Origin of the sequence: Thermaerobacillus caldiproteolyticus (assembly GCF_013761245.1) — a bacterium.
GTDB classification, from domain to species: domain Bacteria; phylum Bacillota; class Bacilli; order Bacillales; family Anoxybacillaceae; genus Thermaerobacillus; species Thermaerobacillus caldiproteolyticus.
Genome location: NZ_JACDUT010000012.1, coordinates 71,026 through 87,424 on the forward strand (window position 1 = coordinate 71,026; position 16,399 = coordinate 87,424).

Below are 16,399 nucleotides of genomic sequence, written 5' to 3' on the forward strand. Positions count from 1 at the left end.
CAATATTTATTTTAGTTGGTTGTTCATTGCCTTCATCATTTGATTAATTTTCTTTTGCGATGGCGTCATTCCCATCTGCATCATCATCATGCGAATCATTTGTTCATTAATCGGTGGATTTTTCTTTAAGTAGTTCATCATCGTTTTGCGGGCAATGAAAAATCCTAGCGCTGTTCCAGCGATAAGCGCTAGAATGCCAACGAGAATCGTCGTCAACATACTTTTTCCTCCTTCATGTTGTCTACCTAACAGTGTACTAAACAATGTGTTATTATACAATATTTCCCCGTAAAAATCTTTTATTTACGCAAATTTTCTGCTGCTTTGAGAAAAATTGAGCCATTGATAATGACAAAACTGTGTGTCAACAGCTAAAAAATAAGGAGAAATGGTAGCCAACGCATGAAAAATAGGACGGACGATTGCATCATTGTCTGTCACAAGAAGCAGACGGCGCTTTTGAACAATCAATAATGCTTCCTCCTCATTTGCCTCTCCTTTAAAAATCAACATATTTCGTTCTAAGTTTTTCTCTACTTGTCCAGGAAAATTCTCTTTTAATCCCATTTCAATTCTCGAAAATGAAATACGTTCCGTAATAAAGGCAACTTGTTTGTCACAGACGTTTTTAAACGTCGCTTTGGCATATTGATGTTCACGCAATAGTTCGACGATTTTTTCTGCGCGAGGATAATATTCGTTTCCTACTTCCTCATTGAATAAATAAATCCAATACCGAATCATCTCCGTCCCCCATTTCTTTTTTCTCTTATCTTCATTATAAAAAAAGAAACAGGAAAAACTTGTCTATTAGCGTAAAAATTCACCACTAATTTTGTCGATTGCTAGAAAAACAGAGGTGAGCGGTTAACTCCGAAGGAAAATGTTCTTCCGCTGGGGAATAGTTACATTTCGACTTTGGAAGGCTATTTTCCGCTAAAAGTCACGAGCTGATCTAGAAATAAAAAAGCAGAAGCGGTGCTTCTTCTATTCCTGAAACGCGTTGAGAGATCTAAAAAAGCTGCCTCCTGATCAGAGACAGCTTTTCCAACGATTATTTGTTTAGTAATGCTTTGACACGTTTCACAACGTTTTCTACCGTAAATCCATATTCCTCCATAATTTTTTCACCCGGAGCCGAGGCACCGAAGCGGTCAATCGCTAAAATGTCACCTTCATCGCCAGTGTAGCGTTCCCAACCAAGAGAAGCAGCCATTTCAATTGCTAAACGTTTTTTCACTGCAGGTGGTAACACTTGTTCTTTATATTCGTTCGGCTGTTTCTCAAAGCGATCCCATGATGGCATGCTTACAACGGAAACATGAATTCCTTCTTCGGCTAACGCTTTTTGCGCATTCACAGCAAGACTTACTTCCGAACCGGAGGCAAGCAGTAAAGCTTCTGGAGCTCCATTTGCTGCTTCCGAAACGACATAAGCACCTTTTTTCACGCCTTCATAGGCCCGTTCAGCTGTATTCGGCAATGTTGGAACATTTTGGCGTGTTAGCACTAACGCAGTTGGTTGATTCGTCGATTCAACAGCTAAGCGCCATGCCGCTGCCGTTTCATTCGCATCAGCCGGACGAATGACGGATAAATTTGGCATTGCTCGAAGTGACGGCAACTGTTCGATTGGTTCGTGTGTTGGACCGTCCTCTCCTACAGCAATACTATCATGGGTAAGAACGTATGTGACCGGCAAGCCCATCAATGCGGCAAGACGAATGGCAGGACGTAAGTAATCAGAGAAAACAAAGAACGTGCCTCCAAACACCTTCACTCCGCCATGAAGCGCCATGCCGTTCATCGCAGCCCCCATCGCAAATTCGCGAACACCGAACCAAATGTTGCGGCCCTCATAGCTTTCCGGAATCAAGTTCCCTGCGCCTTTAATAAGTGTTTTGTTGGAACCGGCTAGGTCAGCAGAGCCTCCAATAAATTGCGGAACCGCTTTGGCAATAGCATTTAGCACTTCTCCTGAAGAAGCGCGAGTGGCTAGACTTTTCCCTTCTTCATAAACTGGTAAGCTTTTTTCCCATCCTTCTGGCAATGTACCTTCAATTGCTAACTGTAACTGTTGCGCCAACTCTGGATAAGCCTTTTCATATTGCACAAACAATTCGTTCCATTCTGCCTCTTTTTTCTCTCCTGCTTCTTTCACGACTTTGCGGAAGTGCTCATACACCTCTTCCGGTACGTAAAAATCTTCTTCGAACGTCCATTTGTACGCTTGTTTTGTCAATTTTAACTCATCGGCACCGAGCGGAGCACCGTGGACATCAGAAGTACCCGCTTTATTCGGCGATCCGTAACCAATCGTTGTTTTCACTTCGATCAATGTCGGACGAGTTGTGTCCGCTTTCGCTTCCTCCAATGCTTTGGCGATCTCTTCAATGTTGTTGCCGTCTTCCACGCGTAAATATTGCCAACCATACGCTTTAAAACGTTGTCCAACATTTTCTGAGAACGAAAGATTCAATTCGCCGTCCAGCGAAATATCGTTTGAATCATAAAGAACAATAAGTCGACCAAGCTTTAAATGTCCGGCTAATGAAGCCGCCTCAGAAGCGACTCCTTCCATTAAGTCACCGTCACCGCAAATCGCGTATGTGTAATGGTTAATAATTTCAAAGTTGTCTCGATTGTATGTAGCCGCTAAATGTCTTTCCGCCATCGCCATCCCGACTGCCATCGCAATTCCTTGACCGAGCGGCCCCGTCGTCGCTTCTACTCCCGGCGTATGACCGTATTCCGGATGCCCCGGTGTTTTGCTTCCCCATTGACGGAACTGTTTAATATCTTCCATGGAAACATCATAGCCGCTTAAATGAAGCAAGCTATACAAAAGCATGGAGCCATGGCCTGCTGATAACACAAAGCGGTCGCGGTTAAACCATGTTGGATTGCTCGGGTTATGATTCATAAACTTCGTCCAAAGCGTATATGCCATTGGTGCAGCACCCATCGGCATTCCCGGATGTCCGGAATTTGCTTTTTCAATCGCATCAATGGACAATGTACGAATCGTCGTAATGGCTAATTGGTCAATCGTATGTTCCATTCGTCTTCATCCTTTCGTTCAAAAACGTTCTATCAACACTATCATATAGAAAAGGAGGAAACATGTACAACTATTGTTTTGAAAAAAGAAAGCATCTGTATGCGTAAGATGCTTTCTTTTTCACTATCGTTATTAATGAAGCCGTCTTTTTTGACTCTCTTTTAGTTTCTTTGGGGTGACATCGTTTCCGTTCGGATCAATGATCTTAACGGAATGAAGCGTATCGGTCATGACTTTGCGAAATGCTTGTAAATACTCTTGGCGAAGCCGCTGTTGTTCTTCGCGCTCCGCTGCTGTCAAACCTACCGTTTTAGATTTTTTTGCCAGCTCATTAATCCGTGATAATTTTTGCTTCGATAACATTGTTTCACTCCATATCGTTGATATGCTCTTATCTTACTAGAGAAATCGAAAATTGACAACTGCTTTGCTTCTCCATCTGCTGACAGTTCTATGTGCCTGACTGAACGTATTCTTGATATCGGCGATGAACAGTCGCCTTCGAGACGTCATAGCCGAATCCACGCAACGTTGCGGCAATTTCCGCAAACGTCAGACCGTTATGGCGCAAACGGACAATTTCTTCAACTGGGAGCTCGATTCGTTCTCTTCCAACATGTTCTCCCACATGCTTTAAGTTCCGCTCCGGTCGGTATCCTCTTTCAATCGCTTTTTTCATGCCTCGTTTAATTTTTAGATTATGTATTTTACGTTGATATTCTTCAACGATGCTAATGATATCGAGCACCATTGAATCCGCCTCGGATAATTGCATCTCTCCGTTATGGCTGATCGTATATATTTTGACCCCTTCTTTTTGAATACAGTGCAACAAAGCAATTCTTGCATGCCCTCTCCCTAATCTTGTCTCATCTTGAATGAGAAGCGCATCGATTCGTTCCTGTTTTAGCGCAGCCAGCAACTCTAAAACCCCGTCCCGCTCAATTTCATAGCCGCTCGCCTGTTCAGTAATAATTTTAACGACTTCAAATCCATACCGTTCAGCGAGGCGCTCTAATTCTTCCCGTTGCCGCTCTAACGATGTTTCTTGCGCCTCTTTCGTTGTGCTTACGCGACAATAAATAATCGCTTTCACTTTCGATCATCTCCGTTGTTATTTGCTTACTACTAGCGGGTCATCTGCTTTTGATTTTAACACAGGAATAACCAACTTTTCACCCGCCATAATTTGTTGGCTCGACAAATGATTCACATCGATGACCCATTCAATAAACTCATTGGTTGAAAGCTGATGTGATTTCCGGTATTTATTTGCTAATTTCCAAAGTGTATCGCCGGGTGTGACGGTGATTTCTAGATAATCTTCTTTATGAATCGGTTTGCTTGCATACGCAAATCCAGCTAGTAACATAAATGAAAGAATCGAAAAAACAATATAGTGAGCAAGCTTTCGTTTCATCGTTTATCACCTCATAAGAATATTTGTTCGCCTTTGTGCTTTTATTATAATCAAGAACATTTGTTTGTGTCAATAGATTTTCGAACTTATGTTTGTTTTTTAATAATGAACATGCTATAATGTAGGCAAACGATGAGGTAAGAGGTGTATATGATGACAAAGCTATCAAAACGGCAGCAGCAAATATTAGATTTTATTAAGAAAGAGGTACAGACGAAGGGATACCCTCCTTCCGTTCGTGAAATTGGTGAAGCTGTTGGACTTGCCTCTAGTTCAACCGTACACGGACATTTAGCAAGGCTTGAAAGCAAAGGGTATATTCGACGTGATCCGACAAAACCGCGCGCCATTGAAATATTAGATGCTGATTTTACTTCCTCGATGCAAAAAACCAATGTCGTCAATGTTCCTATCATTGGCAAGGTGACAGCCGGACAGCCAATTACTGCCGTTGAAAACATTGAAGACTATTTTCCGCTCCCAGAGCGCTTTGTTTCACCGGAAGATCATGTGTTTATGCTTGAAGTGATGGGAGACAGCATGATTGAGGCAGGCATTTTAGATGGGGATTACGTCATTGTACGCCAACAACAGTCAGCCAATAATGGAGATATTGTTGTAGCAATGACCGAGGAAAACGAGGCAACCGTTAAACGCTTCTTTAAAGAGCAAGACCATATTCGTTTGCAACCGGAAAACCCTCATTTAGAGCCGATTATTGTCCGTGACGTGACAATTCTTGGAAAGGTCATTGGAGTTTACCGTATGATTAACTAAAATCAAGAAAAGTGCAAGCGCACCTATTTCACTATCTTGACTCCCACGATGGGCAAATGCTCTTCACTCGAAAGACAGTTGACCACCTGATATAGATGGAGTAAGACAGTTTTCTTTTAAACTTTATACTTTTCTGACCTTACAAAAAAGGCTATCTCGTTCAATACGAGATAGCCTTTTTCTTTTTTAGTATAACTCCATATATTGGTCGCGTTCCCATTGGTGAACAGCGGTACGGAACATATCCCATTCGATTTCTTTTGCTTCGACAAAATGTTCGAATAAGTGTTTCCCTAATGCGTGAATCATGACTTCATCTGATTTTAAGTTTTCCAATGCTTCTGCTAATGTCGCTGGTAAATCAACGATTCCTTCCTCTAAACGTTCTTCTTTTGTCATGACGTAAATGTTACGATCAACCGGAGCTGGAGGAGTTAATTTGTTTTTAATACCGTCTAATCCAGACGCAAGCAGCACCGCCATGGCTAAGTAAGGGTTTGCTGAAGGGTCAACGCTGCGCACTTCAATGCGTGTGCTCATGCCGCGTGAAGCTGGGATACGAATGAGCGGGCTTCGATTGCGTGCAGACCACGCTACATAACAAGGTGCTTCATATCCTGGCACAAGACGTTTGTAAGAGTTAACCGTTGGGTTTGTCACAGCTGTAAAGTTTGGTGCATGCTTTAATACGCCGGCAATAAATTGACGAGCGATATCGCTTAATTGCAAATCGCCGCTTGGATCGAAAAACGCATTTTCGTCGTTTTTAAATAAGGACAAGTTGCAGTGCATTCCTGAACCGTTCACACCGAACAATGGTTTTGGCATAAAAGTTGCGTGTAAACCGTGCTTACGAGCCACTGTTTTCACAACAAGCTTAAATGTTTGAATATCGTCGCATGCTTTGACGGCATCAGCATATTTAAAGTCGATTTCATGCTGTCCCGGCGCTACTTCGTGGTGAGAAGCTTCAATTTCAAAGCCCATTTCTTCTAATTCTAACACGATATCGCGACGGCAGTTCTCTCCTAAGTCCGTTGGGGCTAAGTCAAAATAACCGCCATTGTCATTCAATTCAAGCGTAGGATGACCTTTTTCATCGAGCTTGAATAGGAAAAACTCTGGTTCTGGACCTAGATTAAACGCTGTAAAGCCTAAGGCTTCCATTTCTTTTAACATTCGTTTCAAGTTGTAGCGCGGACATCCTTCAAACGGAGTACCGTCTGGATTGTAAATGTCACAAATGAAGCGAGCCACTTTTCCTTTTTCCGATGTCCACGGAAAAATAACAAATGTATCTAAGTCAGGATATAAATACATATCGGATTCTTCGATGCGGACAAACCCCTCGATAGAAGAACCGTCAAACATAATCTTGTTGTCTAATGCTTTCTCCAATTGGCTAATTGGAATTTCCACGTTTTTGATCGTGCCAAGGATATCCGTAAATTGCAAACGAATATACTTGACGTTTTCTTCTTTCACAATACGCAAAATGTCTTCTCTCGTGTACTTTGCCATTATAAAACTCCTCCCCGGTTCATCGTCTTAAATATTTATGTGAAAAACAAAAACAAACGCTATTAATGGAAAAAACGAGCGATATCTCCTTGGCGAAGCGATGCACGATTAAATCGCCCTGCTTGCATCAATTCCGCCCGTAATACATTCCGCAATTCCTCGTCCGATAGCTCTTGTTTGACTACTTTTTCGACCTTTTCTGTCGGCTCATGGGAAGCTGTCGATTGACGAGAAGCGAAAATTTGTTTAATGCCGGCTAAGTTCACTCCTTGATCGATTAAGTCTTTAATTTCAAGAAGGCGATCGATATCATTAAACGAAAATAAGCGTCGATTTCCTTCTGTACGTGCAGGAGAAACTAATCCGTGTTCTTCGTAATAGCGGATTTGACGAGCAGACAACTCAGTTAATTGCATCACAATGCCAATCGGAAACAACGGCATGGAACGACGAATGTTGTTGCTACTCACGTCAATTCCTCCTTATATTAGATTATTTTTATTTTACATCATGTAACATATTATGTCAATTGAATGTTATATTTTCTCACACGCCAATGAGCTGTTTTTCTATCAATTGGTCAATAGCGGTACAAATCGCGATTTTGACATGTGAATACGTCAATCCACCCTGAACATAAGCGACATATGGCGGACGAATCGGACCATCCGCCGTCAGTTCAATGCTAGCCCCTTGAATAAACGTTCCCGCTGCCATAATGACGTCATCTTCATAGCCCGGCATGTAGTTCGGATACGGAGTAAAATGCGAATTTACAGGTGATGCAAATTGAATGGCTTGGCAAAATGCGATCATTTGATCCGGATCATCGAATTGCACCGATTGAATTAAATCCGTACGTTTGGCGTTCCATTTTGGGTGTGTATTCATGCCGAGACGCTCTAGCATTGCTGCTGTAAATACAGCGCCTTTTAACGCTTGACCAACAATATGAGGAGCTAAGAAAAAACCTTGATACATTTCTTGTAAACTATATAATGATGCCCCTGCTTCGGCACCGATTCCCGGAGAGGTCATTCGATATGCGCACGCTTCCACGTATGCTTTTTTTCCAACGATATAACCGCCTGTTTTCGCGAGACCGCCACCTGGGTTTTTTATGAGTGAGCCGGCGATTAAATCGGCGCCAACGTGGCACGGTTCCTTGTCCTCGACAAATTCTCCATAGCAATTGTCAACAAATACGACGACATCCGGTTTGATGGCTTTGACAAACTCAATCATTTCTTTAATTTCTGCGATAGTAAACGACGGGCGGGTTGCGTATCCTTTTGAACGCTGAATGCCGATCATTTTTGTACGTTCATGGATGGCGCGTCTGACCGCTTCAAAGTCCACTTTCCCTTCTTTTGTTAATGGTACGCTTTGATAGCCAATATGAAATTCTTTTAGTGAACCAACCCCGCTGCCGCGAATACCGACAATTTCTTCCAATGTATCGTACGGCTTTCCCGTAATGTAAAGAAGCTCATCACCAGGACGAAGAATGCCAAATAACGCAATCGAAATCGCATGTGTCCCAGAGATAATTTGCGGGCGCACAAGCCCTGCTTCACCGCCAAACACATCGGCATACACTTGTTCTAGCGTATCACGCCCTGTATCATCATATCCGTATCCTGTCGACGGGATAAAATGGGCATCGCTGACTTTATGGCGGCGAAAACTTTGCAAGACGCGATATTGATTGTCATCAATTCGTTCATCGATTTCTTTATGAAGCGGTGCGATTTGTGCTTCTACTTCTTTCACAATTGGTGCGATTTTTTTCCCATGTCGTAAATGCTGAAACATAAAACAACCCTTTCTAGTTTTGATATTTTCTTAACTGTCCGTTAAGCGGATGTGAAGGCAATATATATCCTTTGCATTCGTACATGCCGCTTTGTTCATTGTAATGTAAATCGCGCAAAATCGTTTCTGCTTTCAACTGAGCGAGCAGCTTGCCTTCAAAACTTGGAATAAATACATAATAGCAATCCATTAAGTCAATTACTATTTTTTCAATAAATTGGCGGAGTTGTTGTAAATCATTTGGATCTAATGCGCTGATCGTTACCGAAGGCGTTTGGGCACCCGGCACAAAATCAGGATGGATCATATCACGTTTATTATAAACGGTAACAATCGGAATGGATGACACATCAAGCTCGTCCAATAGCTCATAAACTGTCTTCTCATGATGATAATAATCAGGGTTCGACGAGTCAACGATATGTAAAATTAAGTCAGCCTCTTTTACTTCTTCGAGCGTCGAGCGAAAGGCAGCAACTAATGTCGTCGGCAAGTCTTGAATAAAACCAACGGTATCGGTTAAAAGTGTCGTGTAGCCGCTCGGAAGTGTCAATTTTCGCGTTAGCGGGTCAAGTGTCGCGAACAATAAATTTTCTTCAAATGAATCCGCATCTGTCAAACGATTGAATAACGTTGATTTACCCGCATTCGTATAGCCGACGAGAGAAATTTGAAATACATGATTTTTTTTACGGCGCTCACGGTAACGTTCGCGATGTTCGGCAACCAGTTTCAACTGCGCCTTGATTTCATCAATCCGACGGTAAATATGGCGGCGATCTGTTTCAAGTTTCGTTTCCCCCGGACCTCTTGTTCCAATTCCACCACCAAGTCGAGACAGCTCTGTGCCTTGTCCGCTTAGACGCGGCAATAAATATTCCAACTGTGCCAACTCGACTTGCAGCTTTCCTTCCTTTGATCTAGCACGCTGGGCAAATATATCTAAAATGAGTTGCGTCCGATCGATGATTCGAGCTTCAAGTTGGCGAGAAAGATTGCGGTTTTGACTTGGCGACAATTCGTCATTAAAAATAACGACATCTGGGGCGAATTGTTCCACAAGTCGGCTGAGCTCTTCCACTTTCCCTTTTCCGATATAAGTAGCTGGGTGGATCGTCTCGCGCTTTTGTGTAACAACCATAACGACATCGCCATTCGCTGTATGAGCAAGCGATTTCAATTCTTCCATTGAATAGAAAAACCGTTCATCATCTACATGAGGCAGTTGGCAACCGACTAAAATGACTTTTTCCCGCTCGTTTGTTTGTCTCTCTCTCAATCCAACACCTTCTTTCTTTTGGACGAAATGAATCTTCATTAATCATAGCAAATCTCGCACAAAATCGCTATATTTCAAAAATGATGATTGATTTTCAAACGCGTTCCTCATAAAATTTTTACAGTGAAACGAAGTAGAAAGGGCTACGCGTATGACATGGGAAGTATTAAGCATTATCGGCACCGTTGCTTTTGCGATTAGCGGAGCGATTGTCGCAATGGAAGAGGAGTATGACCTTCTTGGTGTCTACATTCTTGGTATTGTGACCGCGTTTGGTGGTGGAGCGATTCGCAATTTGCTCATCGGCGTTCCTGTCTCTGCGTTATGGGAGCAAGGAATGCTGTTTCATGTGGCGCTGTTTGCTATGACGATCGTCTATTTATTTCCTCATAAAACATTGATACATTGGAAGCGCTGGGGAAATTTCTTCGATGCGCTCGGGCTTTCAGCCTTTGCCATTCAAGGTGCGCTTTATGCTGTGAAAATGAACCATCCGCTAAGTGCAGTAATCGTTGCCGCGGTATTAACGGGAAGCGGTGGCGGCATTATTCGCGATGTGCTTGCAGGACGAAAACCTCTTGTACTTCGTGCAGAAATTTATGCTGTATGGGCAATTGTCGCCGGCTTAGCAGTCGGTACGGGGCTGGCTGATTCACCTATTCGGCTCTATATGTTGTTCATCGTTGTTGCGGTATTGCGCATTTTATCGTACACGTATAAATGGAAGCTGCCGAATCGATCGTTACAAAAAGAAACAAGCGAGAACATGTAAGTAAAATCATCCAAAAACCGGCGCGGAAGAACTTGCGCCGGTTTGTTCATTTTACTCATTTTGTACACGTTCAATAATCGTTGCTGTCGCCATGCCATGCCCGATACAAATAGTTAATAGACCGTATTTAGCTTGTCTTCGCTCCAGTTCATGAATAAGTGACGTCATTAATTTCACGCCTGTTGCCCCTAACGGATGACCTAAGGCGATGGCACCTCCGTTGACATTGACTTTCGAAAGCGGCGCACCGATTTCCTTTTGCCATGCTAAGACGACAGGAGCAAACGCTTCGTTAATTTCCACAAGGTCAATATCATCAATCGTTAGTCCTGCCTTTTGTAATACTTTTCTCGTTGCTGGAATAACGCCATCAAGCATGTACGTCGGGTCAGAGCCGACGACCGTTTGCGCGATGATTTTCGCTTTTGGTTTTGCTCCTAATTTCTGTGCTGTTTGACGCTCCATTAATAATACGGCTGCCGCTCCATCACTCATTTGGCTAGCATTTCCTGCTGTAATTTTTCCATCTTGCTTAAAAACGGGTTTGAGTGAAGCTAATGCTTCTAACGACGTATCTTTGCGAGGTCCTTCGTCAATTGTCACCGTAATAGCGTTTCCATCTTTATCAATTCCTTGGACAGGCACGATTTCTTCATCAAATATTCCTTGTTCTTGAGCACGAATCGCGCGCCGATGGCTTTCATACGCATACTCGTCTAACTGCTCACGCGTCAAACCATACTTTTCGGCGATAAGCTCTGCGGAAATGCCTTGATGGACAAACTCGTATTTTTCGTGTAACGACAGCGGGATCGTCCGTTCGTTTCCGTCGCTTAATATCGGTACTCTTGTCATACTTTCGACACCGGCAGCAATCGTGATATCCATATCTCCTGATCGTATCTCTTGTGAGGCAAAATGGATGGCTTGTTGGCCGGAGCCGCACATCCGGTTAATTTGTACAGCCGGCACTTCGATCGGAAACCCCGCTTCTAACGCAGCGAGACGTCCGATATTATATCCTTGCTCAGCAATCGGAGTCACGCAACCCATCACAATATCTTCCATGAGAGATTTCGCAACTTGTGCTCGCTTTACAACTTCATCCAAAACAACAGCAGCAAGGTGAACGGGATGAACCTCGCGAAACATACCGTTTCGTTTCCCGACAGGGGTGCGGACCGCTTCAACAATGACAACTTCTCTCATACTCGGCTCTCCCTTTCTTTATTCGTTGTAGGTGTAAAATCCTTTTCCTGTTTTTCTTCCTAAATGTCCGGCTTCGACAAGCTTTCGTAACGTTTGAGGTGGACGGAATCGATCCCCATACGCCTCTGCCATATTTTCACTGACAAATAGCATCGTATCTAAGCCGACTAAATCAGCCAGCTCAAGCGGTCCCATCGGATAATTCAAACCGAGGCGGACGGCTTTGTCGATATGTTCGGCTGATGCCACCCCTTCTTCATACATGCGAATGCATTCAATCATATGTGCGGCAATCGCCCGGGTCGTGACAAACCCTTGCATATCTTTGACGATGACTGTTTCCTTGCCGATTTCTTCGGACAACTGTTGAATCACTGCAATCGTTTCTTCCGATGTCGTCATCCCTTTTACAATCTCAATTAATTTCATCACTGGAGCGGGGTTAAACCAATGCATGCCGATAACTTTGTCTGGGCGTGTCGTCGCAGCGGCAATAGCGGTTATGCTTAGTTCCGATGTATTTGTTGCTAAAATCGCCCCGCGTTTCGCATAGCGGTCCAGTTCTTGAAATACTTGCTTCTTTAACGATAAATCTTCCGGCACTGCTTCAATAACGACATCGGCATTTTTCACCGTTTCTTGCAAATCTGTGCTTGTTTGAATACATTCAATCGCTTGTTTCGCTTCTTGTTCCGATAATCTCCCTGCTTTAACAAAACGAGCGAGGCTTTTTTGAATCGCGGCTCTTCCCTTTTCAAGGGCCTCTTCAGAAATGTCATATAAATAGACGGTTTTATTTCCCATTGCTACAGATTGAGCAATGCCGCTTCCCATCAATCCTGCGCCAATGACAGCAACTATTTGTACCATCATCATTCCTCCTATTGATCACGCATTATTGAACATTAGAAAAATATTCACGCAATGGCTCGCGTAGTTTTAATTCCAAAAATTTTCTGACAATCGTTTTTGGAATTTCGTCCATAAATACAACGTCATCAGACTGCCACCATTTTGCAAATTACGGTCATAAAAAGTCATAGAGCTCCCTTTTTGCCACCGTCTTTCCTTCTTCGATGACGGCACAAGCGATTGAGCGCTCTCGCCACTCAAGATGCGGCACAGCGATGACCATCGCTTCCTGTGCCATTAAGTTATTTTCTAAATCAACAGAGGAAATCCATTTCCCACCGTTTTCGATGATATCTTTTATGCGATCGACAATTTTTACAAATCCTTCTTCATCGAATGTAACCACATCTCCTGTGCGCCTGTGTGTAGCAAGCCGTCACGAAAGGCTTCTTTGCTGCGCTCGTCATCATAATATTCAGAACAATCCATGGACTACGCAAACATAATTCTCCCATTCCGTTCCATCCCATTGCACGTCACCATCTTTCCCAATCACTTTCATCGCAACACCTGGGACAAGAAATCCTTGTTTCGTCCAAACCTCTAATTTTTATTCGTCATTGGATAGCATTTTAAACAGGAAAGAATGACAAGAGGATTCATTCCTTTATCCCGCAGGCGTGTACAAACGGTATTTTTCTTCAACCTCGCGAATCATTCTTTTGGTGCAGCTGAACCACCGCATAAAATACGTTTCAACCAGCTTAAATCATAGTTTCCTTTTTCCAACTCAACTTAACAATCCAAGCCACATCGTCAGCACTCCCGCTGTAATTGTCACTTTTCCATTTCGATTAATTCCGCAAGCAGTTTTGGTGTAAATGCTGGTTCAGGCATCACTAATGTCGTGCCAAACCATGTGGCAGCAAACGGAAGCCCCCTTGCGTTTGCATGAAACATCAGCGCAACCGGAATAGCGACATCTTTGCAAATAGTGCCGCACTATCCGTTAATCCATGATCCATGCTATGTAACGCAATGCCGCGATGGGAATACATAACTCCCCTTTTTGGATTTCCAAAAATAATAGAACATGTGAAAGGAGAAGGCAGAACGATATTTTTCCGCCTTCTTAATTCTATTCTGTAAGCGCTTTTATAATTCCTGCTTACATAGCACCTCACACGCCACTCCGTACTCGTTTTCTTGTTCAACTTCCATGGAAGAATGAATTCACTTCCATCATCTGTGATGAAGCTCACTTCATGATTGGCTAACGGAGCAGTATAATTCAATAACAAATAATCAGCATTCGCGGAAAATGATAAGAGTCCAATCAAACTGATAAAAAGTCCCGTATTATAAACTGTAGGCTAATAAATGGAGGTGTCATTAAATGAGTGGTGGAGGATATGCAGGTGGTGGCCTTGCATTTATCGTCGTTCTGTTCATCTTATTAATCATTGTTGGTTGTGGCTGCTTTGGCGGTTTCCGGGGAGGATATGGCTTCGGCGGTGGTTATGGACCAGGATCTGGATTCTGGTACTAAACTACCCCTTCTTATGAGACTGTCAAGCTTGTAGCCAATTAAAAGAGGCAGGGTGTACAAAACCTTGTCAAGTAGACAATGAAAAAAGAGTATTTAAGCTGCGGTCTTTTCTCTATATTCTATCAGGGAAAGGCCGTTCAGTTTTTCTTGAAAACGACTGTGACTGTAAAAATGAAGATACTTAGCCTGATAAGCCTGTTCGATCGTTTTTGGGCGCACTCAACACAACTTCTCTGTCTTTCAATGTAAGAAGAAACATTCAATACATACATAAGCAATTTCCCCTTCGAGAATGACTTCCTTGAATCTTGAGTTCTTTGAGCTGGTTCTCATATGATTTTATTGTGTATAGAACCCTTGGCCTGAATAAAGAAGAACATTCTTGTCAAACGGCTTCCTATCCAATTGTTTCATTGTATTCCATGCCCATTCAAGATCATTTCTTTCAGATAACTCCCACGCAACAATCTCATTTTGTTATATATCTAAAACGTTATATATCTAAAACCGCAGACAAGTAAGAGTATCTCCTACACGCACATAAGTAATATCCGTTACGAGCTTCTGGAACAGATTCTTGGCACAGAACTCGCGGTTTAGGACATGAGGAAATTCCACAGATCCTCTTCATCCGTAGAAAGGTCGTTTCTTGCAAATCATCGATTTTATACCTAGCTCTCTCATAAAGGTCGCACACGCTTATGATTTACCATAATCTCTTCTCTGGATAATGCCCTTGTCATTCAGTTATATCCAACGTACGGATGTAACTGATGAACAGACCATATATATTCTTTCGGCAAAAAATCTTCTTGATCTTTTGGTCTATTTTTTGCGTCACTTGTCATATCCGGCTTTTGAAACCTCGCCAATTTTGAGTAACCATGCAAGTGAGTGCCTTTTTCGCAGTTCATCAAAAATAAGAAACCTTTCCGCTGTTCTTCGTCTTGATATCGTTCCATGCCTTTCACCTGATTTTTCATTTAGAACATACTTTACTTAGAGAAATATTTGTCATTTAGCTTCAATTCTTTCCTTCAATGCTTTGCTTTGTTCTTCAATTCCTTTGCGGATTGCTCACTATCCATTGCATCTTTATTGTTACTTTCGTCACAAAATTGATAACATCACGTTCTTTTGCCTCTCGAACCTTCTCAAGAGCCTTCAATGTCTTCTTCTCGTCTTAGTGATTTTAACCCTTTCAGCATATCTGATACATCAACATCCGCTTTTACTTTTAGTCCACCTAATTTGCTTGACTCTCTCACTTCTGCCAGATCGCAACACCCCTTTAACATTTTTTAATGACTTTGTTAAATTTCATTGTTGATTCTTGACTAAAAAGAAAAAGACCACTGTATGGTGGTCTTGGGCTGTTCTTATTCCATTAAAGCTCTCGTTCCAGAAGAAAAATTACTCATTACAATACTTTCTCCATATCCAGCATTGGGGAAAATCCAATACTTTCATAGATTCTCCTTCCCTGTGAACTGGCCCATAGTCGAGCTCTTTTTGCCCCTCTCTCTTTTAGCCAAGAACAGACTTCTTCCACCAATTGAGAAGCCAAGCTTTTTTTCGGTGATTGTTTATTGTATAAACACAAATTACCCAACCAAAAAGAGTTTGCTCTTCACTTAGAGGAGTGGCATATTCCATTCTAATAAGTCCCCCTGCACACGCCACAATATTTCCATTCTCATCAACCGCAACCCTAAACCCCAGATTATTCTCTTCACTCTCCTTAATAAATAAGTTTCTAACTTCGTGAACACGTTCAATGTTTGGTATAGGTATACCATCCTTTTCTCCCATCTCACATGCCATTTTAAACCAATATTCTGCAAGCAACGGAAGCTCGCTTTTTGTTGCCCATCTTGTTATATACATCACATATTCCACCTGTATATTCTTAATTTCACTTAGATATTGATATTCAATATTGTTTCTTTTAATCCTCCTTCTTCAACCAGACTGATCCATTAGTTAAAGCAGAAAATAACCCTCATTTCTTTAATAGATCATTTAAAATAAAAAAACGCCACCCCGATTGTGATATGATCCCCTTATAGTAGACAGAAAAAAGAAAGCCAATTAATCTGTCTACTATGGAGGGGATTTTTCTATGGGGAAAATACGAAAAACCT

The 16,399-nt window shown here is 42.3% G+C and carries 16 protein-coding genes and 2 pseudogenes; 3 read left to right on the top strand and 15 right to left on the bottom strand.

Going from position 1 to position 16,399, the window contains the following annotated elements; translation table 11 throughout:
- Positions 1-6: 6 nt before the first annotated feature.
- The 6 genes from HNR31_RS15725 to yneA all read right to left on the bottom strand — a co-directional run bounded on the left by HNR31_RS15725 (position 7) and on the right by yneA (position 4,481).
- Positions 7-219, bottom strand: coding sequence for a YneF family protein (locus HNR31_RS15725; RefSeq protein WP_181557133.1), 213 nt, complete (start codon positions 217-219; stop codon positions 7-9).
- 84 nt (positions 220-303) lie between these two features.
- Entirely contained in the window at positions 304-744 is a 441-nt protein-coding gene (gene sirA, locus HNR31_RS15730) for a sporulation inhibitor of replication protein SirA (protein WP_181557134.1), read from the bottom strand.
- Between the two features lie 310 nt (positions 745-1,054).
- Positions 1,055-3,061, bottom strand: a complete 2,007-nt coding sequence (gene tkt, locus HNR31_RS15735) for a transketolase (RefSeq protein WP_181557135.1) — start codon at positions 3,059-3,061, stop codon at positions 1,055-1,057.
- 132 nt (positions 3,062-3,193) lie between these two features.
- On the bottom strand, positions 3,194-3,424 hold the full coding sequence (locus tag HNR31_RS15740; protein ID WP_181557136.1) for a DUF896 domain-containing protein: 231 nt from the start codon (positions 3,422-3,424) through the stop codon (positions 3,194-3,196).
- Between the two features lie 88 nt (positions 3,425-3,512).
- Positions 3,513-4,157: a YneB family resolvase-like protein gene (locus HNR31_RS15745; protein ID WP_181557137.1), complete on the bottom strand. Its 645-nt coding sequence runs from the start codon at positions 4,155-4,157 to the stop codon at positions 3,513-3,515.
- An 18-nt stretch (positions 4,158-4,175) separates the two neighbouring features.
- On the bottom strand, positions 4,176-4,481 hold the full coding sequence (gene yneA, locus HNR31_RS15750) for a cell division suppressor protein YneA (RefSeq protein ID WP_181557138.1): 306 nt from the start codon (positions 4,479-4,481) through the stop codon (positions 4,176-4,178).
- 153 nt (positions 4,482-4,634) lie between these two features.
- Between yneA and lexA the strand changes: the two genes are divergently transcribed.
- Positions 4,635-5,258, top strand: coding sequence for a transcriptional repressor LexA (gene lexA / locus HNR31_RS15755; RefSeq protein ID WP_181557139.1), 624 nt, complete (start codon positions 4,635-4,637; stop codon positions 5,256-5,258).
- A 186-nt stretch (positions 5,259-5,444) separates the two neighbouring features.
- On the opposite strand, the gene glnA is transcribed toward lexA, so the two are convergent.
- The 4 genes from glnA to hflX form a co-directional block, all read right to left on the bottom strand.
- Positions 5,445-6,779 (bottom strand): type I glutamate--ammonia ligase, encoded by a 1,335-nt coding sequence (gene glnA / locus HNR31_RS15760; RefSeq protein ID WP_181557140.1) that lies wholly within the window; start codon positions 6,777-6,779, stop codon positions 5,445-5,447.
- 62 nt (positions 6,780-6,841) lie between these two features.
- Positions 6,842-7,222, bottom strand: coding sequence for a MerR family transcriptional regulator (locus tag HNR31_RS15765; protein WP_181557153.1), 381 nt, complete (start codon positions 7,220-7,222; stop codon positions 6,842-6,844).
- Positions 7,223-7,325: 103 nt separating this feature from the next.
- A complete protein-coding gene (locus HNR31_RS15770) occupies positions 7,326-8,594 on the bottom strand; it encodes a methionine gamma-lyase family protein (RefSeq protein WP_181557141.1) in 1,269 nt (422 codons plus the stop codon).
- A 13-nt stretch (positions 8,595-8,607) separates the two neighbouring features.
- Positions 8,608-9,873 carry a GTPase HflX gene (hflX, locus tag HNR31_RS15775; protein WP_228485619.1) on the bottom strand — a complete coding sequence of 422 codons (1,266 nt, stop codon included), beginning with the start codon at positions 9,871-9,873 and terminating at the stop codon, positions 8,608-8,610.
- A gap of 151 nt (positions 9,874-10,024) precedes the next feature.
- Between hflX and HNR31_RS15780 the strand changes: the two genes are divergently transcribed.
- Entirely contained in the window at positions 10,025-10,645 is a 621-nt protein-coding gene (locus HNR31_RS15780) for a trimeric intracellular cation channel family protein (RefSeq protein ID WP_181557143.1), read from the top strand.
- A gap of 51 nt (positions 10,646-10,696) precedes the next feature.
- Here the strand turns inward: HNR31_RS15780 and HNR31_RS15785 are convergent, their stop codons facing one another.
- The 3 genes and pseudogenes from HNR31_RS15785 to HNR31_RS18980 all read right to left on the bottom strand — a co-directional run.
- Entirely contained in the window at positions 10,697-11,854 is a 1,158-nt protein-coding gene (locus tag HNR31_RS15785; protein WP_181557144.1) for a thiolase family protein, read from the bottom strand.
- A gap of 18 nt (positions 11,855-11,872) precedes the next feature.
- Positions 11,873-12,724, bottom strand: coding sequence for a 3-hydroxyacyl-CoA dehydrogenase family protein (locus HNR31_RS15790; protein WP_181557145.1), 852 nt, complete (start codon positions 12,722-12,724; stop codon positions 11,873-11,875).
- A gap of 25 nt (positions 12,725-12,749) precedes the next feature.
- Positions 12,750-13,785, bottom strand: a pseudogene (locus HNR31_RS18980) (AMP-binding protein); the annotation flags it as partial.
- Positions 13,786-14,102: 317 nt separating this feature from the next.
- Between HNR31_RS18980 and HNR31_RS15800 the strand changes: the two are divergent.
- Positions 14,103-14,255: a YjcZ family sporulation protein gene (locus tag HNR31_RS15800; protein ID WP_181557147.1), complete on the top strand. Its 153-nt coding sequence runs from the start codon at positions 14,103-14,105 to the stop codon at positions 14,253-14,255.
- A 93-nt stretch (positions 14,256-14,348) separates the two neighbouring features.
- On the opposite strand, the pseudogene HNR31_RS15805 reads toward HNR31_RS15800, so the two are convergent.
- Together HNR31_RS15805 and HNR31_RS15810 are read right to left on the bottom strand one after the other, a co-directional pair.
- Positions 14,349-15,191 (bottom strand): annotated as a pseudogene (locus HNR31_RS15805) (IS3 family transposase); the annotation flags it as partial.
- A gap of 591 nt (positions 15,192-15,782) precedes the next feature.
- The gene (locus HNR31_RS15810; RefSeq protein WP_258561111.1) at positions 15,783-16,142 is read right to left on the bottom strand and encodes a hypothetical protein; all 360 of its coding nucleotides are present in this window, start codon (positions 16,140-16,142) and stop codon (positions 15,783-15,785) included.
- Positions 16,143-16,399 lie beyond the last annotated feature (257 nt).